Raw genomic sequence first — 24,014 nt, forward strand, 5'->3', positions numbered from 1 at the left:
CTGCACGGCGCGCTTCTTTATCTGACTCCGGAAGATTATTTTGCAGGAAGAAAAGAAGAAAGACTTGCAGACAGGAGAAATAAGCTTCATAATGCAGATATAAAAAGAAGAGCTTATTGGTTAGCTCAACAGGCTTAAACCACCTTATTAGCTTTTATAAAAAAGTCCAAGTTCACTTTGGGCAGAACATTCTCGTATCTGTCCATAATATTTTAAAACATCATCTTTATTATTAGCATCTACAGCACGGCGAGCAAGTGTGTATAAATTTTCAATATCAACACCGCCCTGCACATTGATTGTTGCCCCTGCAAAATTATTATTAGTTACAAAATTGTGAATTACTTTTTCTGTAATAAATGCAGTTCCGCAGTTAGGACAGATTCCGGCTTCTTTTGATTCGTCAACTTGAATTTGTGCACCACACTGAGTACATATTGCAGCTGTCAGAGCCATAATTTTTCTCCTGTAATATAGTAACTGACTAAAATTTTTCTATTCTGTAGTGTACACCTAATAAGAAAATCTTGCAATTCGTCATGTTCTTCTTTTTATGTTATTAAATGAGTTTTTTCGGATGTTATTTGCTTTAATGAACTGTATATAGCATATATTTTTTTTCCACTTATAGCTGTCACGTAGAATCAGCGTAAATATTCTTTTGCTTGTATTAAGAGAAATCCTTCCATTTACATGAAATCTCGTAATATTTGACAGGGGAAACCATATTTTATTCGTGCGGAGGGTTTAATTCTGTTTTTCTCATAGACGTGGCAGACTTCTTTTCTTCTCTGTTACTTTTGCATGAAAAGAATGTTTTTCCGTTGAAAGTGTGTAGGTTGTGGGTGGCGGTAGGTTTCGTAGTTCACTGATGGTGTCTGACAGCAGTTCCTTATATCAATTACAGGTGAAATGTCTGTGGGCAAGTTTTTGTATGAGTTTTCTGTCATCTTATCCCTTGTTTTTGGTGAAATATTTACATTTTTCGCTAAGTAAAATTGCTGAAGAATTTTACGTTGTTCTTTGACATTTTTATTTTTAGATTTTGTGTGGATTTGCTGGAAAAATCATTCATCTATGATATAATATATCCGTGCCAAGCGTTTTTGAAATTTCTGGTTATAAATTTTTCTTTTTTTCAAATGAAGGAAATCCATTGGAGCCTTGTCATATTCATGTGCGAAAAAATGGAAACCTTGCAAAATTTTGGGTAAAAGAAAAATCAGAGCTTGCTGATAACATAGGATTTTCTTCTCAGGAATTAAATACTATTCAAAGAATCCTAAATTCAAAAACCGACATTGTTAAGGAGGCATGGAATGAATTTTTCAAAGGAAAATGCTAAAGCAAAGTCAGTTTGGTTTGATGACTATAATATGTGGATTTCTTTAATTGATGGAAGGCAGCTTTCTGTTCCAAAATCTTATTTTCCAAGTTTTGAAAATGCATCACAATCGGATTTGCAAAATTATGAACTAAGCGGAAACGGAATTGGTATTCATTGGGATTCCCTTGATGAAGATTTGTATGTTCCAAATTTGCTTATGCAGGATACTTCTGTTTCAGACGAAAAGAAACGGGCATAAACTCAAATTTGTAAATTCAGAACATCTCAAAAAACACGCCGAGTTTTTCCAAAAATTCTCGGCGTGTTTTTTATGTTTTTACTAATAAAAATAATCTTGAAGCAGCAGTCTGCGCTCCGGCTATTTTTTCAGTTCGCCGGCGGTCTTTTTGAATTTTGCTGCCGACGTTTCTGTAAGGGTAAAGCGGTGCGGAGTTTTGCTGCTTGCGCCTATATATGAGTCATCTTCCTTGAAAATATCAACAGTGATTGTTCCTTCTGTAGTGATGATTTCTACGGAAGCCGTTTTTTCATCAGGAAGGCGTTTTGCATCATCTTCCCAGCCGGAAGCTGTGCATGAAGCAAGCTGGTTCACCCAGGCATCTGCTTTTTCGCTGTCAATTTCCGTTCCTTGATTTCCCGTGAACTTCCATACTGCATTTTCTTCCGACATATCGCGTTCAATGCGGAATGTTGTTTTTCCTACGGTGCTGTTTACTGCCGTTATGCTTGCGGCACTTACATTGTAGACAATTTTACTTTTTAGAGAATCTTCCGTCTTGTTGAACACAGACTGAAGGTTTCCTGAAACAAGGTAGATATCCTTAGATTTGTCTGCCGCAAGATATGTCTGCGAGCCGGTAGATGAAGTTTTTCCAAGGAGTATCGTGCGGATAACGGCATCGCCCTTTTTTGCGGTGATTGAGTATGCCTTTTCGTCGTTCAGGTCGTAGCGTGCGTTAAAATCATCGCTTCCAAGTTTTCCGACTGTATCAAGCACTTTGATTTCCTTTACGGCATTTAAAATCATGTCGACGGAAGACTTGTCTGCCTGGAACGAGTCGTTCCCTACATACCAAGTAGTGCCGTCAAGAGAAAGCGTTGTATTTGATGACGGACCTGAAATTTCTATAAAATCCGGTGACTCTTGTATTGCCAGCGTTTTTACCGGATTATGACCTGCGATTATTGCCTGAATAATGCATACGCACAGAAGAACAGCGCAGGAAGCAAGAAGAACTATTTTTCGTGTTTTCATATTTTACACCTTCTGATGATTTTATTTTGTGATTTCGCGCGAATCGTTTGGGTTGTATACGTTGTGGATTTTCCGCCGTCTGATTGTGCGCTTTCTCCATACAAAAAGTCCTGCTCCGATGATAAGCAGCGCAAGTCCGAACATACAGAAATATTCTACAAAGCGTGCATAAACGCCGGTAGTTCTGTCAATTGTCTGGAACGAAACTCCCTTTGTCCGCATTGAACACAAGTCTGCGTTGCCGTTCATATAATCAACTGCATTCCGTACGAAAAGTGCGACCGGTTCGCTACAGTTTTCATCAATAAGCTGATTGCTCGTGATGTATGACGTTCCGGCAACAAAAATCTTTCCGCTCTGGCGCGCCTGTGAAATATGCGTTGTTGTTGAAAGTTCGTCTTCTGCGCCGGACTCAGTTTCCGCTGGGTTTTTGTCGAATGCACTTTTGAATTTACCTTCTGCAAGAACGGCAAGCGCTTCTGATTTTTCCGTAGATTTGTCATACGGAACGCCGATGTTCGGAGTAAGCTGGATATTCTGGCTTTGAGTCCATGATTTTTCGGAACTGTGTGCAAGAACGGTACGCTTTATTCCGTCCGGTACTGCTATGTCTGTGTTGATTTTTCCCGGCTGAAGGAAAATTACGTAGCCCAAATTTTTTGTAATCGGGTTTTTTTGATTAAGTTCTCGGTTTGACATCATCGGTGCCCAGTACAGGTCAAAGCTTTGTATTCCCTGCATTGTTTGCTGGCGCGCCTTGTAACAGTTTTCATCGAATACGTATGCACTTTCAAGCTGAATTCCATAAGAAGAAAGCAGCCTGTTCAGTCCTGTGGCTATCGGGGTAAACGTTGCCGGCTGGTAGTAGTTCTGCTGTTCCATATTGAACGGATCGCAGAACAGCATTACGTTTCCTCCTCGCATAACGAACTGGTCGATTTTGTAAAGTTCTTCCTCACTGAATGCGGATTTCGGGCCGTTTACGATGATTGAAGTAAGGTTTGAAGGAATATCTTCGTCGGCAAGGTTGATTTTTTTAAGTTCGTACATATCGGAAAGCAGAGTTACAAAGTGAATGCTCGTGCCGTTTTCGTCAGAAAGTTCTGCTTCATCGTGACCTGTGATGTAGCCAACCTGCTTTACTTTTGCAAGAAGTCCCTGAATTCCCTCGTTCATGCTTTCTTCAAGCGTATCTGTGCCGGAGATTACGTAACCGAACAGAGAACGCTGAATTGAAAGAGGCAGTACGCGGAAATTTTCGCCGTGCTCAATGACAAGACCGAATATTCCAAGTCCCTGACTTCCGTCCTTGTTCTGCCAGCTGAATGTCTGAAGACCGTATTTTTCGGAAATTGCATCGATGTCTTCCTGCATTATATACTGGCGTACATAGTTCAACCGGTTTAACGTTTTTTTGTTTACTTTGTTGAATGCTGTCTGCACTGTTGCGTCAATCTTGTCAAATCCGTTTATTCTGAACTGCTTTAAGTCATCGGATGCATACAGTGAAACTGTAATCCTGTCGTTTTCTCCAAGACCTGCAAGAGCATCTGTTGTAGAAATGATTTTTGCAATTTTGGTGGTAAGGTTGTATTCAAAGCCAGATTCGGACTGAATTCCGTCGATTACTTCGATTGAATCACCGTAAGTAATTGCAAGCCCCATCCAAACCTGCTTGAAACCGACTTCGTTGTTCTTTACTTCCTGAATTTGAATTTGGCGCAGACCGTAGCCGGCGGCAATTTTCTGATTTTCAGGCTTGTTCATATCAAAGAACGTGTAGCTGAAATTCCTGTTGGCAGCACCTTTGTATTCAACGAGAATGTCCTTTACGTACTGGTATACCTTGCTGTAGCCGGTCGGAAGGTTATCTGAAAAGAACACCTTTACGGAAAGCGGTTCTGTAAGCGTCTTTACCGTCCTTTTGCTTGCTTCTGAAAGCGAATATGCGCCCTGTTGCGTAATGTCAAAGCGAAGGTGCGCATTTTTGAACGCGATGTTTGCGAGTACAAGAAGAATGACGAACAGCGCAAAATCGCTTGCCGGGCTTTTTATCCATTGTAAAAATTTTTTCATAGTTTCTCCCATCTTATTACTTTATTTTCTTTCATTCTGCTGCGTAACGACTGTAAGGCAGAAAAAGAATGCCGTTACAGTTACAAAATACAGAATGTCGCGTATGTCTATAATTCCGTGCGAAATTGACGTAAAATGTTCAAATGTCGAAAGAAACTTGAAGAATTCGTCTATAAAACGCGGAACGCTCTTTGGAATGGAGAACGGCACGTAAATGCTCATAAGTACGGCGCATGCAGGAAGTGACACGAAAAGCGACACAATCTGGTGCTTTGTTACCGACGAAGCAAATACTCCGATTGTAGAAAAAAGCGCACATACAAGGACAAGTCCCAGATAGCCGGCAACAATCTGGTTTACGTCAAGTTTTCCGCAGAACGAAATTAAAATTGGGAAGAAAATGCTGGGCGCAATTACGGCAAGAGATGTAATGAATGCAGCAAGTGTTTTTCCCGTAACGACTGCTGTTTCTGTAACAGGAAGCGTCATCAGCGTTTCAAGCGAGCCGGAACGTTTTTCATCCGAGTACAGTTTCATTGTAAGAATCGGTATAAAAAGCGTCAGCAGGATTGACTGGAATAAAAACAGTATCCTCATATCGGCGCTTTTATATAGAAAGAAGTTGTAGCCAAGAAACAGACCTTTAAAAAAGGCAAGGCTAAGCAGAATGATGTTTATGCAGATGACAATATATGCAATAGGGCTTGAAAAATATGCACCAAGCTCCCGCTTCATAATAATTATTGAGGGATGAGCAGATTTATTATTGTTTGTCATTTTTACGCTCCTGTAGTAAGAATGTGGAATACGTCCTCAAGGCTGTTGCGCTGAAGGCTAAGTTCATACAAATCATAGCCGGAAGAAAGAACGGCTTTTGCAACTGCAGGCCGGATTTCCAAGTCTCCCTGAATTGCAATAAGTGCAGTTGCGCCTGTTTCTGACTTTTCAAACGAAAGGCTCTGAATTCCATCAATGCCTTTGAGCGAGTCAGAAAGCTGCGCTTCCGTGGCGTTTGCGTTTACGCGGACAACAGCCGCATTTCCGTAGCGCGTGCGCAGCTGGTCTGTCGGGCTGTCTGCAACAAGTTTTCCGCCGGAGATTATTATTACGCGGCTACAAAGCATTTCTACTTCGCTCAATATGTGCGTGGAAATGATTACGGTTCTTGTTTTTCCGATTTCTTTTATAAGCGCACGCACGTCTTCAACCTGATTAGGGTCAAGACCGCTTGTAGGTTCGTCCAGGATAAGGATTTCCGGGTCATTCATAAGGGCGTGCGCAAGACCGACACGCTGTCTGTATCCGCGCGAAAGTTCGCCGATATTTTTATGCATTACTTCTTCAAGTCCGCATTCTTTGCATAAAAGAGGAACTTTTACGTTTTCATCCTGCTGCTGCATCCGTGCAATGTATCGCAGGTAATCATCTACAATCATATCGCCGTACAATGGCGCACTTTCCGGCATATAGCCGATTTTCCGCTTTGATTCAACGGGATTTTCCGTAATGTCCGTTCCGTCAATTTTGATTGTTCCTGACGTTGGCTTTAAAAATCCTGTAATCATACGCATTGTCGTTGTCTTTCCGGCACCGTTCGGACCTAGCAGACCGACAATCTGTCCTGTAGGAATTGAAAAACTGACGTCGTTAACTGCCCTGAACGTTCCGAAAACGCGGGAAACGTTACTGACTTCTATCATTTATACACTCCCATAAAAAGTCAAGAAGATTGTTTCAGCAATCGATTGACTTTTTATGCCGCTTCGCAATGAAATGAGAAGCGGCAGTTGATAAGGAAGTTCGCAACGCGAACTTGTGAATAAAAACTTTGACGCTATTTCAGGCAAAGTTTTTATTACACCTCCTGTGCAAGACTGGCGGCCTTCCCCGTATTTTGCGCAGGAACTGCCGCCAGCCGTTATTTTCTGGTTGTTTAAATTTTGATTTTTCTTTTTTCAGGATTTTCCTGTTCTTTGTACAGAATTGCAATGTTGCCTATTATTCTAACAAGCAGGGCACCGCAGGAGTTACAAAGATTTTCCGTGAGTTCCCGCTTGTCATCCTTAAAATCGTTGAATTTTACTTTTATGAGTTCGTGCGCCTCAAGTGACTGCGCAACTTTTTCCGTAAGCGAGTCCGTTACGCCGTTCTGCCCTACAATAACGACAGGCTCAAGCGAATGGGCTGCCTTTTCAAGAACTTTTCTCTGTTTACTAGTTATTTCAATCATTCTATAATAGTATCAGCAAACAGGCAGATTTTCAATTTATATCGAAATGACCGAGGAAACTATTTTTTTTTGCGAGGATTTTTTATGAAAAAGGGTGTATTTGCTTTGTTCTGTGCGGCGGCGTTTTTTGCAGGTTGCAGTAACGGAAGTTCAGGAAGCGGAGATGGAATTACGGAATTCGGAACGCCGGACAAAACGGTTATTTCAAACAATATTTCATCAGAGGATAATACTGTTATGCTTCAGGGATTTTCCTGGGAAAGCTGCAAATCTTCTTCATGGTGGAACGTTATAGAAAGCAATGCAGAAGAAATCGGAAATGACTTTGAATACGTATGGTTTCCGCCATGCTCTGATTCAAACAGCGACCAGGGCTATCTTCCGCGCAAACTGTATGATTTTGATGCAAAATACGGCACGGAAGAACAGCTTAAGTCTGCAATAACTGCAATAAGTCCTGCAAAGGCAATCGCAGATGTTGTTATAAATCACCGCTGCGGAACTACAAGCTGGGGCGATTTTACGGAACCGTCGTTTGGTACTGAAAAAGGAGTCAATTATAAGGCAATCTGCTCTGACGATGAAGGTTTTGAAAAAGAGCCGGATTGTATGGGAAAAGTTCCAGCTTCAATGCGCGGTGCAGAAGACACCGGCAAAAGCTATGAGCCAGGGCGCGACCTTGATCATACGAATTCAGACGTTCAGAACGGAATTATAGAGTTTCTTGGAAAGTTAAAAGATTTGGGATTTTGCGGCTGGCGGTACGATTTTGTAAAGGGCTATGCCGGAAAATACGTAGGAATGTACAACAAGAAAACAGAACCTGTTTTTTCGGTTGGTGAATACTGGCCGACTGCTGGCTACAGTTATTTAAATCCAAATGCCTGGGGAAACGCTATAAAAAGCTGGGTGGCAGAAACTGCTTCGGACGGCGGGCAGTATTCCTGTGCGTTCGACTTTGCACTTAAAGGCGCAATTAATACTGTTTTTGGAAACAAAACGACGAACGCGGTAAATTCGCACTACAATCTGCTTGCAGACGAGTCTAACCTTATGATAAGTAATCCGGAAGCCGCCGTTACGTTCGTTGACAATCACGATACCGGTTCTACGCAGAAACACTGGTATACAGATCCGGCTGACGTTGGTGCAGCTTATGTTCTTATTCTTACTCATCCCGGAACGCCGTGCGTTGCATGGCAGCATTATTTTGGCGGAGTTTCTGATTCTGTATGCGATGAAAAAGTTCCCGGAACTACGCAGACCCTTCACGACCACATAAAATATTTAATAGATTTGCGGAAAACTCTTGGAATTACAAATACAAGTGCGCGTGAAACTCTTTCTAAAACTTCATCGCTGTATGCGGCAAAAATTACTGGTTCTGCCGGAGAGGCTGTCGTTTCGCTTGGAAACACCACATATTCGTGCCCGGACGGATTTTCGCCTGCGTATTCAGGCACTGGCTGGTGCATTTACGTAAAAGACAGTGTGGAATAATATGAACAAGCGAAGGGTGTTTTTTGGCTTTTTTATGCTGATTTTTTTCTGCCAGGCTTTATTCTGCTACGATGGGGTGATGGCCGGTCAGAATAACATAAAAATTGTCCGGACAGAATATTTTGACATTATCTATGCGCCCGGTTCGGAAAAAAGTGCTGAAGTCCTTTATGAAAATGCAGACGGAATTTTCACCGAACTTTCAAATCTGTTTGGTCTTTTGCATACGTTCCGCCTTCCTGTAGTCATTTCTCCGGCTCAGGACGAATTTAATGCGTATTATTCAAGCGCGCCGTTCAGTCACATTGTTATGTACGATACCGTTCCACCGGAATCGTTTGCTGTTTTTTCCGAAACGCTTTTAAGTACGTTCCGCCACGAGCTTATTCACGCAGTTACATACAACCTTCACAATAATTTCTGGACAAAAGTAAAAAAAATCGGCGGCGATACGTATAATCCTGCGCTTCTTACGATAACGTCAGGATGGGCAGAAGGTGCATCCGTTTCTGTAGAAAGCAGCGGCGGAGAAGGGCGGCTGAACAGCGAATATCACAAACAGCTTGTGCGTCAGGCAAAAATTGAAGGTAAATTTCCGCGTTTTTCGGAAGTGCAGGGCGCGCGTGACGTATATCCGTCCGGACAGCTAAGCTATTATTTTGGCGGAGCATTCAGCGCTTTTCTTCAGCAGAAGTACGGAATGGAAAAATACGCACGATTCTGGTACAAATGCGTCAATTTTCAGACGCTTACGTATTTTGGCTGCTTTAAGAAAGTTTACGGTTTTCCGATTCAAGATGCATGGGAAGAATTTTATGATTCGGTGGAAGTGCCGGACGTTTCTTGCGACCCTGCGGAAGAAGACTGGTGCGCGGCACTTACTGCCGGCGGAAAAAACGGAAATCTTAAAAACGTAAGCCTCGTTTGCGCATCGAAAGAAGGTGCCGCGTTTTATGATGCAGATTCCGCCTCCGTAAAATATGCATGTTTCGGGCGCGGAAAAACAGGCGGTTCGTTTGAAGAAGGTGCATTGTCTCGCGCAAAAACTTTGTGTACGCAGGATGACGTTTCGCGCCTGAACATTTCTTCCGGTGGAGAACTTCTTGCGGTTTCCTATACGTCGCTTTCAGGGCGCGTTCCTAAAAACAAAATACGCATCATAAATACAAAAACGCGCCGTTCGTTTACCCTCCCGGAAAGCGGCATCCGCGACGGTACAGTTTTCCTTGCAGACGGAAAATGGTATCTTGCGGCGGTAAAAACTCATTCGCAGTATTGTACGTTGAATTTGTACAGCCTTACGGAAGGGAAAAACGGTTCTGTGAAAAAAGCCGTTTTGGTAAGGCAGAAAAAGTTTGGCTTCGGGAAGGGAGTTTTTTCTCCTTCGGGGAGCAGTTCTGGGCGCGTATTCTACATTCTAAAAGACGGAATGGAATACACAATCCGCGCATTTTCTGCCTTACAGTACGAAACGGAATGGACTGTTCCGCTTCCGGAAAAAGATATGGTCATACAGACAGTAAATGTGCGCGCCGGAGCAGACGGAACGGAACGCCTTGCGTTTTCCTTTACGCGTCCCGGAACAATGCCGCGTCTTGCCCTTCTTTCCGCTGACATTTCCGGCAGAAAAGCTGACTTCTCCCTTAGTACGCGCGATTCTTCCGGCGGCATATTTTCTCCGTCCTGCGTATCGGGCAAAAAGTACGTTTATTCTGCGCATTTTTTTGAGTCAAACGCCATTTTTACTGCCGATTTGCAAAAAATGACGTTTGAAACGTATTCTGTACGGATTTCGGAATTTGCGCCCGGTTTGCAAAATGCCGCCGCCCTTTCCGCCGTTTCGCCCCTGCCGCAAGCAGTTTCTTCAGGAACGCAGGCCGATTCTCCATTCCCGGAATTTTCTTCCGCATCAAAACCGTTTTCTCCTGCAAAATACGCATTCTCTGGGCCTCACGGAACATTCGTGCCGTTTGCCCTTACGCAGTCGTATGTAATAAAAAAATCTGCTGACGCGCTTGAGGCAGTTCTTGTTCCGTTCGGCATTTCCTATATAACAGGAACGCCCTGGACATATCCGCTTTTCGGTTTTTCCGCAGGATTTAATCCGCTTACGGAATCTGCCGCGCTTCTTGCAGGAATATACGGCGGAACTTCCGAAACGCAGCTTCTTTCATATTATGCGCTTTTACAGGTGGAATTTGATTTAGACGGCTATAAACAGGCGTACGGAGCATTAAACTTTTCTTCAAAAATTGCGCTTGGCAGAAGAACTTATCTTTCGTTTTTGCAGAATGCGCAGATTTTTGAAGGACGGCAGGGACTTACGGAAATACCTTTGGATTCGGAAGAATTTTTTGGCGCGCTAAAATCAGATGATGATACGCACCGCATTCTTTTTGCAGACATTACTTCTGCCGGACTTGGAACGATTAAAAGATCCGGCAAAGGATTTTATGATTATTCAGGCGTAGAACTCAGCGCAGTCTATATGCAGAACTGGTGCGCCTGTGTTTCAGAACCGTCGTATGAATATGACGGCTACCAGAACATCGGACTTGATTTTACCGCAAAAAACAGCGCGCTTCTTCCGCTTTCTGCAGAAGTGTTCCTTTTTCCGTCAAAAAGTTATTTTCTTGGCGCACTTGCAGAATGTGTGTTCTTTACAAAAGAAATTCAGAAATCGACTGTAAAAATGCCGTTTTTGTACGTAAACCGCTTTACCCTTAGTGGCTATTATATGGGAAAATTCACGCACGACTGGCGCAGTTATATGGACTCCTGGGCTGTTTTTGATGCAGCAGATTATATGCGTTACCTTTGCGAAGGCGATTTTTTCTATTATGACGAAGCCTGTCTTTCCGCCTCGTTTATGCTTACACCAAACATCGGCGGACTTTCCCGCCCTGCGTTCCGCTTTGAACTTAAAGCGCAGTTTTTATACCGCCAGCACCCGGATCCTGACCAGAACCACTATTCCGCCTCCATCTGCGGAATAACAGTGTTTTAGGATATTTTTTCCCTGTTCAATTTGAAGTAACGGCGTAAATATGATATTGTACATATCTATGGGGGAAATAAAATTGAATTCTATTTCACTTGTTGCGTCAAAAAACAGGCGCATTGCAATTACAGGCGCATTCAGTGCGCTCATCATTCTTATGGGAATTCCTGGTCTTCACCTTGGATATATACAGCTTAGTCCTGCCGCTTCTTTAACGATAATGCACATTCCGGTAATTCTTGCGGCTGTTCTTGCAGGACTTCCCGGCGGAATTGTTACCGGTCTTGTTTTCGGGCTTACAAGTCTTGTAAATGCGGCGGCAAATCCTTCCGGACTTCTTGATCCGCTTTTTGTAAATCCGTTCTGTTCTGTCCTGCCGCGCATGCTTTTTGGTGCGGCCGCTTGGGGCGTTTTCCGCCTTCTTTCTATGGTTTCTGTTTTTCCAAAAGCATTGTGCGCGGCAGTTACGTCTTTTCTTACGACGCTTCTCCATACAGTTATGGTAATCGGCTCTATGTACGTTTTTCTTAATTCGCAGATGAGCGAAACGATGGGCGGGATGGGTTTTGTTATGGTGATGGGAGTTATTCTTCCCGGTGCGCTTCTTGAAGCAGTTGCAGCAACGTTCGTCTGTGCGGCAGTTACGGCGGCAATGTCTGCGGCATCAAGCAAAAAGGCAAAAATCTTTTCTGAAGAAAACAAGGACTAAATGCGGATAGTAATAGTAGGCGCTGGTTTTACCGGCATTCAGCTTGCAAAACTTCTCATAAACGAAAAGAACAACGTCGTTCTTATTGATAATGACGAAGAAATTATGCGCCACGCGGCAAACCGTCTTGACTGCACCGTAATGGTTGCCGACGGAAATAATATAGAAACGCTTGAAGAAGCCGGCATTGCACGGTCAGATGCGCTTGTCTGCCTTACTGGAAGCGATGAGGTGAATATGATAACCTGTTCGCTTGTTGATGCCGTTTATCCAGAAATCTTAAAAATTGCACGCGTACGGAACTATGCGTATTACGTAAATACTACCGCCGCGCAGAAAACCCATGCAACAACCTTTACGGGCAAGCACCGTCCGCTATACGGAATTGACTATATGGTTCACCCGGACGTAGAGGCGGCAGAAGCAATTGTTCAGGCTGTGGAAAACGGTGCATTAAGCAGCGTAGTTTCGTTTGATAATTCAGAAATGCAGATTTCATGCGTTTCTGTTTGTGCCGGAAGCGTTTTTGCCGGTCACAAGCTTATGGAAATGCGTACGCTTTGTCCGGTTCCGCTTCTTGTTGCATACGTTGAAATTGACGGAAATACGACTTTGCCTAACGGAAACACCGTAATGGAACCCGGATGCAGTCTTGGAGTCCTTGTTTCCAAAAACGACTTGAGCAAAGTCCTTGAACTGTGCGGCTCCCGCCAGCAGGATTTGAAAAAAATTGCAATTATCGGTGCAGGAAGAATAGGAACGCTTGTTGCAAGCAAAATCGTTGAGCCTAAAAAAAGCTCTTTTATAAAAATGTTTGCAGAAAAATCCAGAAAGTCTTCGCAGAAAATCGTAATAATTGATTCAGACGAACAGCTTGCAAAAGCCGCCGCAGAACGTTTTCCGGAAGCTTCTGTATGCCGCGGCGATGCAACTGACGAAAGTTTCCTTGCGGAAGAGGGAATTCCGTCGTTCGATCTGGCTATCTGCGCAACGCACAACCACGAACTGAATATGGTTCTTTCTGCATATCTTGAATCGCTTGGCGTAAAGCAGACTGTAAGTCTTGTTACAAGCGCCGCGTTTGCCACAATTGCGCAGAAACTGGGAGTTGATGTAACCGTTTCCCTGCGCGACGTAGTAGTTGATTCAATTATGAGCCACATGCGCGGAAAAGCAGTAAAAGAAGTCCACACGATTACAAACGGCAATCTTGAAATTATAGAATGTATTTTACCGGCGGACTCAAAAGTCAGCGGTAAAAAGGTAAAGGAACTGGCAGAACCTGGAAAATATCTTGTGCTTTTGGACAAGCATCCGGGAACTGATGAATACGAAATTGCAAACGGTGAAACGTGCGTGTCTACAGGCGACCATCTTGTGCTTATTGCGCAGGCAGACGAAACGCGCCGTGTTCTTGAGCTGTTTGAAAGCGGCAGGGAAAAATAATGGCTTCCGGTTTGTTTCAGATTGTTACGGCGCTTTTGGGCATTGTAGGTTCAACGCTTGTCGTTCCTGTTATTACGGCTATTGCCTGTTCGGAATACAGCGTAATTCCTTCATTTTTAATTCCTATGGTGGCAAGCGGAATTTTATACGTTCTTGTAAACCTCGTATTTTTCCGCAAAAAGAAAATCAATCTTTCAATACGTTCAACGTTCGTCATTGTTGCATCATCATGGTTTTTTACAAGCCTTTTTGGCGCAGTACCGTTTTGCATAAGCGGCTGCATTCCTTCTTTTACAAACGCATTTTTTGAAAGCGTTTCCGGCTTTACCACAACAGGAGCAACAATTCTTTCTGAAATAGAAATATTGCCGCGCAGTATGAATTTGTGGCGGTGCATGACGCACTGGCTTGGCGGAATGGGAATTGTTGCGCTTACAGTTGCGCTTCTTCCGCTTTTGGGCGTGGGCGGATTTCAACTTATAAAGGCGGAAACGACTGGTCCTGAAAAAAGTAAGATTACGTCAAAAATTACTACTACGGCAAAAGTGCTGTGGCTCATTTACTTTGTACTTACAGTTTTGCAGACAATACTTCTTATGCTCTGCGGAATGGATTTTATTGATGCACTGTGCCACGCATTTGCAACCCTTGGAACAGGCGGTTTTTCTACCAGAAATGCAAGTATAGGAAGCTATGACTCCGTTCCGGTGGATATTATATGCACGGTGTTTATGTTCCTTGCCGGAATAAACTTCAGCCTGTTCTATTTTGCAGTAACCGGAAAACTTGCGGAAATAAGGGAGAATTCTGAACTTAAGGCATATTCTGCTGTTGTTGGAGTAAGCATTGCATCAGTTACGCTTTTCCTTATTCCTGTGTACCATTCTTTTGGAACGGCACTGCGTTATGCGGCGTTTCAGGTAGTTTCCATTATAACGACAACCGGATTTGCAACTGCGGACTATACGCTGTGGCCCTCGGCGGCTCAGCTTATTATTTTTCTTTTGTTCTTTACAGGTGCGTGTTCCGGTTCTACGGGCGGCGGAATAAAAATAATCCGCTGGGTAGTGCTTTTCAAACAGGTGAACAACGAAACAAAAAGAATGCTTCATCCGCACGGAATTTTTAATATCCGGCTGAACAACCGTCCGGGGCGGAATGATATCGTATTCAATGTAGCAGCTTTTATCACCGTGTATCTTGCGCTTGTTTTTGCAACGACCCTTGCCGGATGCGCTGCAAACCTTGATGTTTTTACGTCATTTTCCGCATCCCTTTCAATGGTCGGAAATATAGGTCCTGCGTTCGGAAAATTAGGACCTTCGTTCAACTACAGCTTTCTTCCGGCAGCATTAAAATGGTGGTACAGCTTTGCAATGCTTGCCGGCCGTCTTGAACTTTACACAATGCTTTTCTTCTTTTTTCCGTCGTATTGGAAAAAATAAGGCGGAATGCAGAAAAAAGATAAGGCATTTTGAAAAACTTATTTTCTTGACTTTTTAAGGGAGAAAAAATGGCGAAAAAAAACGGTTCTGTTGTCTATAAATGTTCCGGCTGCGGATATTCACAGCCGCGCTGGCTTGGAAGATGCCCTGAATGCGGAGAATGGAACACATTTGAAGAATGTATTGTAGATTCAAATGCTGTAAGTCCTGCAGGGCGCGGCTCAGATGTTTCCGTAAAAGTAAAGCCTGTTCCGCTTTCTTCTGTGGAAGCAAAAGATACTTCCCGAATTCTTACCGGCATAGATGAATTTGACCGCGTTCTTGGCGGAGGTGCTGAAAAACGTTCTGCTATTTTAATCGGCGGTGAGCCTGGAATCGGAAAATCAACGCTTCTTGTGCAAACGGCAGCAAGCCTTGCATTTTCCGTAAAAAAAAGCGGTTCTTCACAGCGCATTCTGTACGTTTCTGGAGAAGAGTCCGCGGCGCAGATAAAGGAACGCGCCGAACGTCTGCACCTTTCTTCACACGGAATAGAAGTTCTTTGCACTATGCGCCTTGAGGATATTCTTGATGCACTTGATTCTCTTAATCCTGTTTTTACAATAATAGACTCTATCCAGACGGTGTATTCTGCCGAAGCCGGAATTGTTCCCGGCACTGTGAACCAGCTTAAATACTGCGCAAATGAGCTTGTGGGCTGGGTAAAGGAACGAGACAGCGTTCTTGTGATGACGGCGCACGTTACGAAGGACGGCGCAATTGCAGGTCCTAAAACGCTTGAACATCTGGTTGATACAGTCATTTCGTTTGAAAGGAATAACGATGACGTACGCTTTTTGCATGCGCAGAAAAACCGTTTTGGTTCAGTAGATGAACTTGGTATTTTTACGATGACAGAAAACGGACTTGAGCCTGTACTTAATCCGGCAACAATGTTTCTTTCTGAACGAAGGGATGTTCAGCCGGCAGGAGTAGCCTGCGCCGCTGTTTTTGAAGGAAACCGCGTTTTTCTTGTAGAAATACAGGCACTTACAGCACCGGCAAAAGCGGCAGTTTCACGCGTATACAGCGATAAAATTGATTCTGCACGGGTAAGCCGGATTGCAGCCATCCTTGAAAAACGCGCAGGCATTCGTTTTTTAGATGAAGACATTTACATAAACGTTGCCGGCGGAATCCGGCTTAGCGAAAGTGCCGTAGATGCAGCCCTTGCCGCCGCAATGTATTCTGCACGGACAGACGTTCCTGTTCCTGTGGGAACGGCTTTGTTTGGTGAACTTAGCCTTGCCGGAGAAATCCGCACCGTTCCGAAAATAAAACAGCGTGCAAAAACGGCAGAAGGTCTTGGCTTTACGAATATTCTTGCACCAGAAAACGGCGCGGGCATCACCTGTGTAAAAGACATCCGCAGCCTTATAAAAACAGTTTTTGCAAAGTAAAGCATATTCCTTTGTTACAATCCGCCTTTTTTCTGAAAAAATGATGTTTTGTAAAGAAGTGTATTTATTTTAATCATTGAGAATCAGGCTTCTTTAATGATATAATTCGCCCTATGAATAAAAAATTGGTGTCTTTTGTTTTTGCCGCCCTGCTTTTTACTCTTTCCTGTTACTCACAGGAAGCAGACGGCAAAAACGCACCTTCTTTGGAAGTTCAAGCGGAAGAACCGCCGCAAGAACAGGCTGATATTTCGGTTGAAAACGAACAGCAAGAAAAAAAGAAAAGGCTTTACTTTAGTTCAAAAGATGAAATCCGCACGCGTATAATTTCCGTTGATCTTGACTATCTGTTTATGGGACTAAAAAACAGCGGATGGGGACTTGGCATTTACTACGAACAGTATATCTGGAATCATCTTGCTTCAAAAATCTGCTTTGGACATTCAACATTCTGCATAGACGGCGACTGGTGTCCTACAGTGTCGTTCGGAATGTTTGCAGAATGTTATCCGTTTCAGAAAGGACTTGACGGACTGTACATTGCATTCGGCGGCTATTTTGACTTTATAGAACTTCCTGATTCCGACGGAATTACTGAAGATACAAAATCAACTTATCTTTCAATTTATCCGCTTGCCGGCTACAAACTGCGCATCTGTAAATGGCTGAGTACCGACATTTTCTGCGGATACAAGCATATTTTTACAGACGAAAGCGAATCCGTCTGGGATAACTTTGACAAGTACATAGTAAGTGGCGTTAAAGCCGGTGTTGCCCTTAAATTTCACTTTTTCCAGTAGCAGAAAGGCGCAGTTTTTACAACCATTCCGTTTCTTCTTTTTACAGTGATAACCTTGAATGTAACTGCTTTTGTTATTTTTTATACCGTGCTATACTTTCACCTATGGAAAACAAACCCTTTTACGAAGACGGCGTGCATTTTTCCTGCCAGCGCTGTTCTTTCTGCTGCGGACATTCTCCGGGATTCGTGTATCTTTCCCGCGCCGACCTTGACAGCCTCTGCGCATTTTTTAACCTTTCAGCCGGCGAATTCATACAAAAATACTGCCGCTGGGCAGATTATTACTACGGAACGCAGGTTCTTGCACTAAAAGAACAGAAAAATTACGACTGTATATTATGGAAAAACGGATGTTCCGCCTATCAGGCGCGCCCGGTACAGTGTTCTACCTATCCTTTCTGGACGTGGATGATTAAAGACAGGCACACCTGGGATGACTGTGCAAAAGAGTGTCCCGGAATGAACAAGGGAAGGCTTTGGACGCTAGATGAAATACGGGAAAACGAACGCGCCTATGCCAGAAACGAACCCCTTACGCGCGAACAGGCAGAAGAACTTATGCGTGGAGAAGAATAATTTTCCGTTTCCCTGTAATCCACTCCTAGTAACACAGGCTAGAACACAGTTGCGTGTCTAGGTAAAACACAAAAGGCTGTCTAAATTATACACGGAAGTCTGTTTAAACTAGACGCGAAAGTTTGTCTAAGATAAACACGGAAGTTTGTTTATGCTAAATACGGATAGCATTCAAGGTTAACACTGAATAAATCCTATTGAGGATTTTTCAGTGTTAACCTTGAATGTAGCTAATTGTCCGTAAGTGAATGACTTACGTCAATTTGACGGGAAGTGCTGAGTAATCGCTTCAAGTGTTAATCAGCACTTTCCTAATTGTTTACAAACATCATTTGTACAAAAAAAATCACTTCATTACTGAAGTGATTTTTTTTAGCGGGGGGGGCAGGACTCGTCGTTACAGTCGCAGCCGTCCTGTCTGCTCCTTCCACGGCGTCTACGTTCACTGACGGCGACCTCCTTGCCGCCTTTTCCTCCCTATTCGGTCGGCGTTCGCTCCGCTTCGAGTCCTGCGTTGTCTAAAATACAATTTGTTTAAAATAAGAAAACTTCAGCGTCAATGCTGAAGTTTTTCTGTTATAGCGGGGGCAGAACTTGAACCCCTGCGGCCTCCGGGTTATGAGCAGTACATCTGTATAGCAGTTTCTATCAAACACATTCGGTTAACTTCAAAAAACTCATAAAATGAGCCATTTTCGTTACTTTTTGCAGTTTATAGCGTAAAATTCCTTCTGTCAACATCGGTTTGCTTCAGTTTTTTACAGAAAAAAAAATCCGTTTTTCTGACAGTCTCTCTGCAATAGTTTTTCCTCCGAGTGATAACCCGGAGGTCAAAAAAAATGTGGCCTCCGGGTTTTCTGACAGTTAGGAAAGATAATGTTTTTAAACTAACAGTTTACTGTTTCTTTCTGCAGATTCCATTATAATCAAGTTATGGGATATTCATATTCACTTCAAACGGCAAAAAGGACTGTTGTTGATATACCGGCAACATCACGACTCTTAAAAGATTTGCGCAATAAAAATGGATTTAGCGTAAAACAGCTGCAGGAGATTTTCGGATTTGAGACACCTGTTGCTATTTATGCCTGGGAAAATGAAAAGTGCAAGAATATCCCGTGCATCGAAAACTTTGATATTTTATCTAAACTTTATAATTGTCATGTTGAAGATTTGTATGTTTTGAAGCAGGTTGATTTGTCAGATTTGCAGGTGCGCGAAAATACCCCCGAATATGGAACTTACAGAACTCTTGTTAATCGCCTGCTTGAAGGTCTTGCAGATATTGAAGAAGGCCGAGTACAGGATTTTGAAAAGGCAATGAAAGAGATTCGGGAAGAGCTTGGAGTTTAAACTAACAGTTAACTTCTTTTATTCTCTTTTTGTTTTATTATGAAAATTGGCGAGGAGAATAATTTGAATAATAGTAATCCGATTACTTTTTTTGATCTCAAAAATATACGATATGTTTGGGATGATGAAAAAGAAGACTGGTATTTTTCCGTTATCGATTTAATTTCTATTTTTACTGATTGTACTAATCCTGATGTTTATATAAGCGAACTAATTGCTAATGATGAAAGCCTAAAATCTATATGGGATTCAAATGGTGTGTCGGTTTTAATGACAGGGGCAGATGGAAAGAAGCAAGAAATTCAAACAGTAAATATATATGGCTTGTTTCGTATAATTCAATCGATTCCGTCGAAAAAAGCAGAACCATTAAAAAAAAAATTAGCTGAATTGGGGGCAGAAAGATTTAATCAAATACAGAATCCTGAATTATCTATAAAGCAGGGGTTACAAGACTATCTTCGTCTTGGATATTCAGAAGACTGGATTAACATGCGGTTAAAGTCGATAGAAATAAAAAATGAGCTTACTGATCAATGGAAATTACATAAAGTCGAAAGTTCTTTTCAACACGCAGACCTTCTAGATGTTATTTGTAAAACCTGGTCTGGAAAAAGTGTAAAGGAATACAAAAAGTTTAAAGGCTTAAAAAAGGAATCATTACAAGACAATATGACAAATATAGAGATAGTATTGAATATGTTGGCAGAAATCTCAGCATCAAGCATTACAGAGTCAAAAAATCCTCAGACTTATGAAGAAAATGTGCAGTGTGCTCAGGATGGAGGCAGCGTAGCTGCTGTTGCCAGACGGAGCCTTGAAAAAGAGTTAGGGAAAAGTGTTATTTCTCCTTTAAATGCAAAAGATTATTTCTTAGACCAAAGAAAAATTAAGAAAAGTGAACTTTATAGGCCTGTAAGAAATTTCATTTTAGGTACTGGATTACAATTCGGATTTTGCAATGAAGCAAAGCGAGTTTATTACCAAAATTCCTATTTTATAATAGACCAGATTTATTATCATATTCCAACAAGAAGGCTTATTTTATTAAAGATTTGTCGTAAGAAACTGAATCTGACAGAACTTGAAAAGTTTAAAGAGCAAATAATTTTTTATAATACTCAAGATAAATATGCACATGAAAATGATGCTATTGGAATGATGTTTATCATAAATAAAAAACAGATAAGAATAGAATATGTAATTCCAGATTTACTTGGAAAAGAGGTTGAAGAAATAGGGCTGCCAAGTTCAGAAATACTTGATTCATATTTGCTAAAAAGTCTTACAGATTTACAAATGAATTAATTCTTTTTATAACATCTAAAATCTTAATCTGATTGGAAAAAGATATTACAATATAACTATGGGAATGCGAAGATTATTTATTATCAGAAAAGATTTACATCTCTCTGCAGGAAAGCTTGGTGCAATGGTTGCTCATTGCGCTGAAGGATACTGGATCTGGTTGATTCGCAAAAATCTTACAGAAGAAAATGGTCGTGTTCACGCATCTTTTGACCTTGATCGGGAAATCTATGACGACTATTTGAATGGAAGAATTACCAAAACAATCTGTGAAGCGAAAAATCTGAATAAACTGCTGCAAGCACGCGATATGGCTTTGGAACTTGGATTAGTCGAAAATCAGGATTTTGGCATGATAAACGATGCCTGTCTTACAGAGCTTACTCCAGAATGGGTGGATGAAAATGGTGAAGGTCGCTGCACAGTTGGAATCTGGTTCAAGCCATTACAGGATGACGTGGCACATAGCATCAGTAAGAAGTATCAGCTTTATAAGGATTAATTGTTTCGGTTTGTTCGTAAATCAGTTCATCGATTATTCCAAAATCGTAGATAGCATTTTCTATACAGAATTGATAAATGGTATCTATGGGATTTACTGGTGAAAGTGCAAAGCCTGCTCTTGCAAGCAAATCTGAAGACTCTTCCATATTAAGATGCAATGCAATAATCAAAGACAGAATAGTCTGTTTTTGAGGATGATAATCAGCATCGGAACGGATTTTGGAAAATAATCTGCGGTCGATGTTTGCAGTTTTGTAAATCTGGATTTCAGAAAAGCCCTTGCCCCAGATTAAATGCATAAGCCGTTCCTGGAAAGTTTCTTTTTTTCTTGTCAGAAGGCTTTGTAATGAAGGATAGTTATCAATAAGATTTCTTTGGGTTGAGATGATGCAATTTGTGAATACCTAATCTCCTTATGAAAATGAAAGTATCATTTTGAAATAAAAAAATCTAAAGCGGGTGGAAGAATCGAACTTCCCCGACGTCGAGCTTATGCGAAAGCCGCGAGAGCGGCGGGTAAAATAATTTCCTCTCATGCAAACGGAGCGAAGCGACGTATGAGGCTCGTGAGCCACAACCAGTGCTCCAACCCGCTGTGTTGTCTGAACTATAACAAACTTTGTTTGTTTAGTGGTCGCCACGGTGGGGACATTTTTTAAATTATTAGTTTAATGATTTTTGTGTAAACCTTTTGTATTCTTGAAACTTAGGTGAATAGTATGGTAATACAATTTTTTGAAATAGCAGAAAACAATATAAAAGAATTTAAATCACAACTGAAAATTGCTTATAAGAATCATTTCAAGAATACAAAATCTTTCAAAGAAGCCTTTAAAGACTTCAGTGTACCTGAAATTTCAATTTCAAATGATTTATATTTTGAAGATATTGAAAAGGCTAAGAAGCAACTGTATGAAGACAAAAAAAGTGGTGAAGAAATTTATATGAAAGATTTCATTTCTGACTTACAGGATAATCTTTCGTTTGTTCCAATTATAAAAGCAGAAAAAGAAACAGAATATGATCCAGGCCATTCATTTACAGTAGAAGAAATGACAAAAATAAAAAAATGGCAAAAACAACATAGAGCAAAAAATCATCCAGAAGGAGAAACATATCAAGGAGCAGTAGGTGTTGAAAGATTTGAATATACTCTTTTAGGAACTTCGTTAGGGATGATAAAAAATTGCTTTTGTAAATCATGTAAGGAAAAATATGATGAGGAATCTAAGCCATACACAACTATAACTATGGAAGAAGTTCTTAGACTAAAATCACCCAAGTATTCGTATGAAGAAAAAGAAAAAAAATTGTCTGAACTACGAAAGAAATGGGATTACGAAATTGACTTCAGTGATTGGTAAGTTTTGATGTGTAATTGGGATTACTAGAATTAGAGTAATACTCTTGGAGGTTTTATGAATGGAAATACAAAAGAAATAAAATATTCTTTATCTAGAGAAGAAATGATAGACTTGTTAAAAAAATATCCATTTCTTGTATATAGAAACGTTTTTTCTGGTGAAAAGAGTCATGATACTTTAGATGAAGATATAGAATATAATCAATGGACTTCTTGGGATGGTTCTGGGTGGGAACACATATGGAAACGTTATCTTACTTATCTATTTATTGAATATGACAAATTAAATGAAAAAGCAAAACAAGATTTTATGATATTAGATACAAAAGAAAAGTTCGGTTCCTTTAGATGTTATACTAGTTTTGGGAATGAAAAGATATTTGAATTAGAAAATAAACTTGAAATGATTTCTGAATGGACTTGTATTAGATGTGGAAAACAACCTAAGAATTCTAAAGGCCAACATATTATTTGGAGAACTACAGGTTGGATTTGTCCATATTGTAAAGATTGTTTTAGGAAGGAAATTTCCGGTAATGACTGGACAAAAAAGAAAGAACGAAAATGGCAAAAGGACTGGTTACAACAATGTAAAGAAATAAAAAATAGAGACTTTGCTATGTGGCATTATGCTAATAATATTAAGACAAGAATTTCTTATGGAGATTTATGGGATTTTTAGTGATATAATAAAAGAATCGGGGCTGTAGCTCACCTGGCTAGAGCGCTACAATGGCATTGTAGAGGTAGTGGGTTCAAGTCCCATCAGCTCCAATATGGGAAAAATCAAAATTATCAAAGGTGACATAACAAAGCTGAGCTGCGATGCAATTGTAAATGCGGCTAATTCTTCGCTTCTTGGAGGCGGTGGTGTTGATGGTGCGATTCACAGAGGGGCCGGACCTTTGCTTCTTGCCGAGTGCCGAACGCTTGGCGGCTGCAGAACTGGCCAGACTAAAATCACAAAGAGCTATAATCTGCCGTCTCGGTTTGTGATTCACACTGTCGGACCTGTTTATTTTGAACATACTCCATCCGACGCTGAAGCACTTCTTACTTCCTGCTATGAAAACTCTTTGAATCTTGCAAAAGAAAAGGGGCTTAAGACTATAGCTTTTCCTCTGATATCTGCCGGCGTATACGGATATCCGCAGAGCGATGCAATAAAAGTTGCTATTGAGACAATGAAATTGCATCAGAATGATTTTGATGAAATTACGCTGGTGCTGTTTGGAGAAAGAGAATTCGAAATAGCGAAAGAGGATTATCCAGAGTTCTTATAAATCCATCGAATCGTATTCAATTATTTGTCAACTTCAGAGTACTTCAATGAGACTTTGAAGTACTTCAAAGTCTAGTTCAAAGTCACTTCAAAGTAAACTTCACTTTGCTTCTCTGTTTCCTTATTAGGTAGTGAAGTTTATTAAAATACAGTAATAATTATTTGATAAGATTAAAATATGCAATTTACCACTTTTAGTTTGGTGTTAACAGGTGTTAAAAATTTTCCGAAAACAGGATAATTGACAACTTTTACAGAATTTTATCCGTCTGAAATTGCCATATTTGTAGGAATCTTACAAATATGAGGTGTTTATACCAATATAAACCCCGAATAAGAAAGAGCTCTGAAAAGAGCTTTATCATCTTCTTATAAAT

The 24,014-nt window shown here is 41.2% G+C and carries 23 protein-coding genes and 1 tRNA gene; 17 read left to right on the plus strand and 7 right to left on the minus strand.

Translation table 11 applies throughout. From position 1 onward, the window contains the following. Positions 1-147: 147 nt before the first annotated feature. Complete coding sequence (locus tag B5D55_RS10365) at positions 148-456, minus strand: hypothetical protein (RefSeq protein WP_078933946.1); 309 nt, start codon at positions 454-456, stop codon at positions 148-150. A 637-nt stretch (positions 457-1,093) separates the two neighbouring features. Between B5D55_RS10365 and B5D55_RS10370 the strand changes: the two genes are divergently transcribed. Then, complete coding sequence (locus B5D55_RS10370; RefSeq protein ID WP_078933947.1) at positions 1,094-1,345, plus strand: DUF4160 domain-containing protein; 252 nt, start codon at positions 1,094-1,096, stop codon at positions 1,343-1,345. Next, on the plus strand, positions 1,320-1,586 hold the full coding sequence (locus tag B5D55_RS10375; RefSeq protein ID WP_078933948.1) for a DUF2442 domain-containing protein: 267 nt from the start codon (positions 1,320-1,322) through the stop codon (positions 1,584-1,586). Before B5D55_RS10370 ends, B5D55_RS10375 begins: the two co-directional genes overlap by 26 nt. Positions 1,587-1,706: 120 nt before the next feature. Here the strand turns inward: B5D55_RS10375 and B5D55_RS10380 are convergent, their stop codons facing one another. From B5D55_RS10380 to yhbY, 5 genes are all read right to left on the minus strand, one after another. After that, positions 1,707-2,603 carry a DUF4340 domain-containing protein gene (locus B5D55_RS10380; protein ID WP_078933949.1) on the minus strand — a complete coding sequence of 299 codons (897 nt, stop codon included), beginning with the start codon at positions 2,601-2,603 and terminating at the stop codon, positions 1,707-1,709. A 21-nt stretch (positions 2,604-2,624) separates the two neighbouring features. Beyond that, positions 2,625-4,679 carry a GldG family protein gene (locus B5D55_RS10385; protein ID WP_078934004.1) on the minus strand — a complete coding sequence of 685 codons (2,055 nt, stop codon included), beginning with the start codon at positions 4,677-4,679 and terminating at the stop codon, positions 2,625-2,627. A 21-nt stretch (positions 4,680-4,700) separates the two neighbouring features. Next, positions 4,701-5,456 (minus strand): ABC transporter permease, encoded by a 756-nt coding sequence (locus B5D55_RS10390; RefSeq protein ID WP_078933950.1) that lies wholly within the window; start codon positions 5,454-5,456, stop codon positions 4,701-4,703. Positions 5,457-5,458: 2 nt separating this feature from the next. Continuing rightward, a complete protein-coding gene (locus B5D55_RS10395) occupies positions 5,459-6,379 on the minus strand; it encodes an ABC transporter ATP-binding protein (RefSeq protein ID WP_078933951.1) in 921 nt (306 codons plus the stop codon). Positions 6,380-6,612: 233 nt separating this feature from the next. Beyond that, a complete protein-coding gene (gene yhbY, locus B5D55_RS10400) occupies positions 6,613-6,909 on the minus strand; it encodes a ribosome assembly RNA-binding protein YhbY (protein ID WP_078934005.1) in 297 nt (98 codons plus the stop codon). An 84-nt stretch (positions 6,910-6,993) separates the two neighbouring features. On the opposite strand from yhbY, the gene B5D55_RS10405 reads away from it, so the two are divergent. From B5D55_RS10405 to B5D55_RS10455, 11 genes are all read left to right on the plus strand, one after another. Beyond that, positions 6,994-8,409, plus strand: a complete 1,416-nt coding sequence (locus B5D55_RS10405) for an alpha-amylase family glycosyl hydrolase (protein ID WP_159446213.1) — start codon at positions 6,994-6,996, stop codon at positions 8,407-8,409. Between the two features lies 1 nt (position 8,410). Continuing rightward, positions 8,411-11,416 carry a hypothetical protein gene (locus B5D55_RS10410; RefSeq protein ID WP_078933953.1) on the plus strand — a complete coding sequence of 1,002 codons (3,006 nt, stop codon included), beginning with the start codon at positions 8,411-8,413 and terminating at the stop codon, positions 11,414-11,416. A gap of 58 nt (positions 11,417-11,474) precedes the next feature. Further along, positions 11,475-12,119, plus strand: a complete 645-nt coding sequence (locus B5D55_RS10415; protein ID WP_159446214.1) for an ECF transporter S component — start codon at positions 11,475-11,477, stop codon at positions 12,117-12,119. Next, entirely contained in the window at positions 12,120-13,565 is a 1,446-nt protein-coding gene (locus B5D55_RS10420) for an NAD-binding protein (protein WP_078933955.1), read from the plus strand. It begins immediately after the preceding gene. Next, positions 13,562-15,010 carry a TrkH family potassium uptake protein gene (locus tag B5D55_RS10425; RefSeq protein WP_407701172.1) on the plus strand — a complete coding sequence of 483 codons (1,449 nt, stop codon included), beginning with the start codon at positions 13,562-13,564 and terminating at the stop codon, positions 15,008-15,010. The genes B5D55_RS10420 and B5D55_RS10425 overlap by 4 nt, the downstream gene beginning before the upstream one ends. A gap of 68 nt (positions 15,011-15,078) precedes the next feature. Further along, complete coding sequence (gene radA / locus B5D55_RS10430) at positions 15,079-16,449, plus strand: DNA repair protein RadA (protein ID WP_078933957.1); 1,371 nt, start codon at positions 15,079-15,081, stop codon at positions 16,447-16,449. A gap of 113 nt (positions 16,450-16,562) precedes the next feature. Beyond that, entirely contained in the window at positions 16,563-17,249 is a 687-nt protein-coding gene (locus B5D55_RS10435; protein ID WP_078933958.1) for a hypothetical protein, read from the plus strand. Positions 17,250-17,353: 104 nt separating this feature from the next. Then, positions 17,354-17,827 (plus strand): YkgJ family cysteine cluster protein, encoded by a 474-nt coding sequence (locus B5D55_RS10440; RefSeq protein ID WP_078933959.1) that lies wholly within the window; start codon positions 17,354-17,356, stop codon positions 17,825-17,827. 933 nt (positions 17,828-18,760) lie between these two features. Further along, the gene (locus B5D55_RS10445) at positions 18,761-19,180 is read left to right on the plus strand and encodes a helix-turn-helix domain-containing protein (protein ID WP_078933960.1); all 420 of its coding nucleotides are present in this window, start codon (positions 18,761-18,763) and stop codon (positions 19,178-19,180) included. A gap of 63 nt (positions 19,181-19,243) precedes the next feature. Further along, complete coding sequence (locus tag B5D55_RS10450; RefSeq protein ID WP_200805320.1) at positions 19,244-20,488, plus strand: PDDEXK nuclease domain-containing protein; 1,245 nt, start codon at positions 19,244-19,246, stop codon at positions 20,486-20,488. A 58-nt stretch (positions 20,489-20,546) separates the two neighbouring features. After that, positions 20,547-20,990 (plus strand): peptidyl-tRNA hydrolase, encoded by a 444-nt coding sequence (locus tag B5D55_RS10455; RefSeq protein ID WP_078933961.1) that lies wholly within the window; start codon positions 20,547-20,549, stop codon positions 20,988-20,990. Here the strand turns inward: B5D55_RS10455 and B5D55_RS10460 are convergent. Continuing rightward, on the minus strand, positions 20,959-21,291 hold the full coding sequence (locus B5D55_RS10460) for a hypothetical protein (protein ID WP_078933962.1): 333 nt from the start codon (positions 21,289-21,291) through the stop codon (positions 20,959-20,961). The two genes, B5D55_RS10455 and B5D55_RS10460, sit on opposite strands and share 32 nt — an antisense overlap. A gap of 420 nt (positions 21,292-21,711) precedes the next feature. On the opposite strand from B5D55_RS10460, the gene B5D55_RS10465 reads away from it, so the two are divergent. The 4 genes from B5D55_RS10465 (at position 21,712) to B5D55_RS10480 (ending at position 23,638) form a co-directional block, all read left to right on the plus strand. Then, positions 21,712-22,356 (plus strand): hypothetical protein, encoded by a 645-nt coding sequence (locus tag B5D55_RS10465; RefSeq protein ID WP_078933963.1) that lies wholly within the window; start codon positions 21,712-21,714, stop codon positions 22,354-22,356. A 54-nt stretch (positions 22,357-22,410) separates the two neighbouring features. Continuing rightward, the gene (locus B5D55_RS10470; protein WP_078933964.1) at positions 22,411-23,037 is read left to right on the plus strand and encodes a hypothetical protein; all 627 of its coding nucleotides are present in this window, start codon (positions 22,411-22,413) and stop codon (positions 23,035-23,037) included. A gap of 18 nt (positions 23,038-23,055) precedes the next feature. After that, positions 23,056-23,129: transfer RNA gene (locus B5D55_RS10475), tRNA-Ala, on the plus strand. Continuing rightward, a complete protein-coding gene (locus B5D55_RS10480; RefSeq protein ID WP_407701173.1) occupies positions 23,120-23,638 on the plus strand; it encodes an O-acetyl-ADP-ribose deacetylase in 519 nt (172 codons plus the stop codon). Before B5D55_RS10475 ends, B5D55_RS10480 begins: the two co-directional genes overlap by 10 nt. Positions 23,639-24,014: the final 376 nt, after the last annotated feature.

It is taken from the genome of Treponema porcinum (genome assembly GCF_900167145.1).
Classification (GTDB): domain Bacteria; phylum Spirochaetota; class Spirochaetia; order Treponematales; family Treponemataceae; genus Treponema_D; species Treponema_D porcinum.

Coding starts and splice junctions, on each gene's coding strand:
- radA (WP_078933957.1), top strand. CDS start 15,079: ATGGCGAAAAAAAACGGTTCTGTTGTCTATAAATGTTCCGGCTGCGGA.
- B5D55_RS10385 (WP_078934004.1), bottom strand. CDS start 4,679: ATGAAAAAATTTTTACAATGGATAAAAAGCCCGGCAAGCGATTTTGCG.
- B5D55_RS10420 (WP_078933955.1), top strand. CDS start 12,120: ATGCGGATAGTAATAGTAGGCGCTGGTTTTACCGGCATTCAGCTTGCA.
- B5D55_RS10455 (WP_078933961.1), top strand. CDS start 20,547: ATGGGAATGCGAAGATTATTTATTATCAGAAAAGATTTACATCTCTCT.
- B5D55_RS10375 (WP_078933948.1), top strand. CDS start 1,320: ATGAATTTTTCAAAGGAAAATGCTAAAGCAAAGTCAGTTTGGTTTGAT.
- B5D55_RS10465 (WP_078933963.1), top strand. CDS start 21,712: ATGGTAATACAATTTTTTGAAATAGCAGAAAACAATATAAAAGAATTT.
- B5D55_RS10460 (WP_078933962.1), bottom strand. CDS start 21,291: ATGCATTTAATCTGGGGCAAGGGCTTTTCTGAAATCCAGATTTACAAA.
- B5D55_RS10380 (WP_078933949.1), bottom strand. CDS start 2,603: ATGAAAACACGAAAAATAGTTCTTCTTGCTTCCTGCGCTGTTCTTCTG.
- B5D55_RS10470 (WP_078933964.1), top strand. CDS start 22,411: ATGAATGGAAATACAAAAGAAATAAAATATTCTTTATCTAGAGAAGAA.
- B5D55_RS10435 (WP_078933958.1), top strand. CDS start 16,563: ATGAATAAAAAATTGGTGTCTTTTGTTTTTGCCGCCCTGCTTTTTACT.
- yhbY (WP_078934005.1), bottom strand. CDS start 6,909: ATGATTGAAATAACTAGTAAACAGAGAAAAGTTCTTGAAAAGGCAGCC.
- B5D55_RS10365 (WP_078933946.1), bottom strand. CDS start 456: ATGGCTCTGACAGCTGCAATATGTACTCAGTGTGGTGCACAAATTCAA.
- B5D55_RS10440 (WP_078933959.1), top strand. CDS start 17,354: ATGGAAAACAAACCCTTTTACGAAGACGGCGTGCATTTTTCCTGCCAG.
- B5D55_RS10445 (WP_078933960.1), top strand. CDS start 18,761: ATGGGATATTCATATTCACTTCAAACGGCAAAAAGGACTGTTGTTGAT.
- B5D55_RS10410 (WP_078933953.1), top strand. CDS start 8,411: ATGAACAAGCGAAGGGTGTTTTTTGGCTTTTTTATGCTGATTTTTTTC.
- B5D55_RS10395 (WP_078933951.1), bottom strand. CDS start 6,379: ATGATAGAAGTCAGTAACGTTTCCCGCGTTTTCGGAACGTTCAGGGCA.
- B5D55_RS10390 (WP_078933950.1), bottom strand. CDS start 5,456: ATGACAAACAATAATAAATCTGCTCATCCCTCAATAATTATTATGAAG.
- B5D55_RS10415 (WP_159446214.1), top strand. CDS start 11,475: ATGGGGGAAATAAAATTGAATTCTATTTCACTTGTTGCGTCAAAAAAC.
- B5D55_RS10405 (WP_159446213.1), top strand. CDS start 6,994: ATGAAAAAGGGTGTATTTGCTTTGTTCTGTGCGGCGGCGTTTTTTGCA.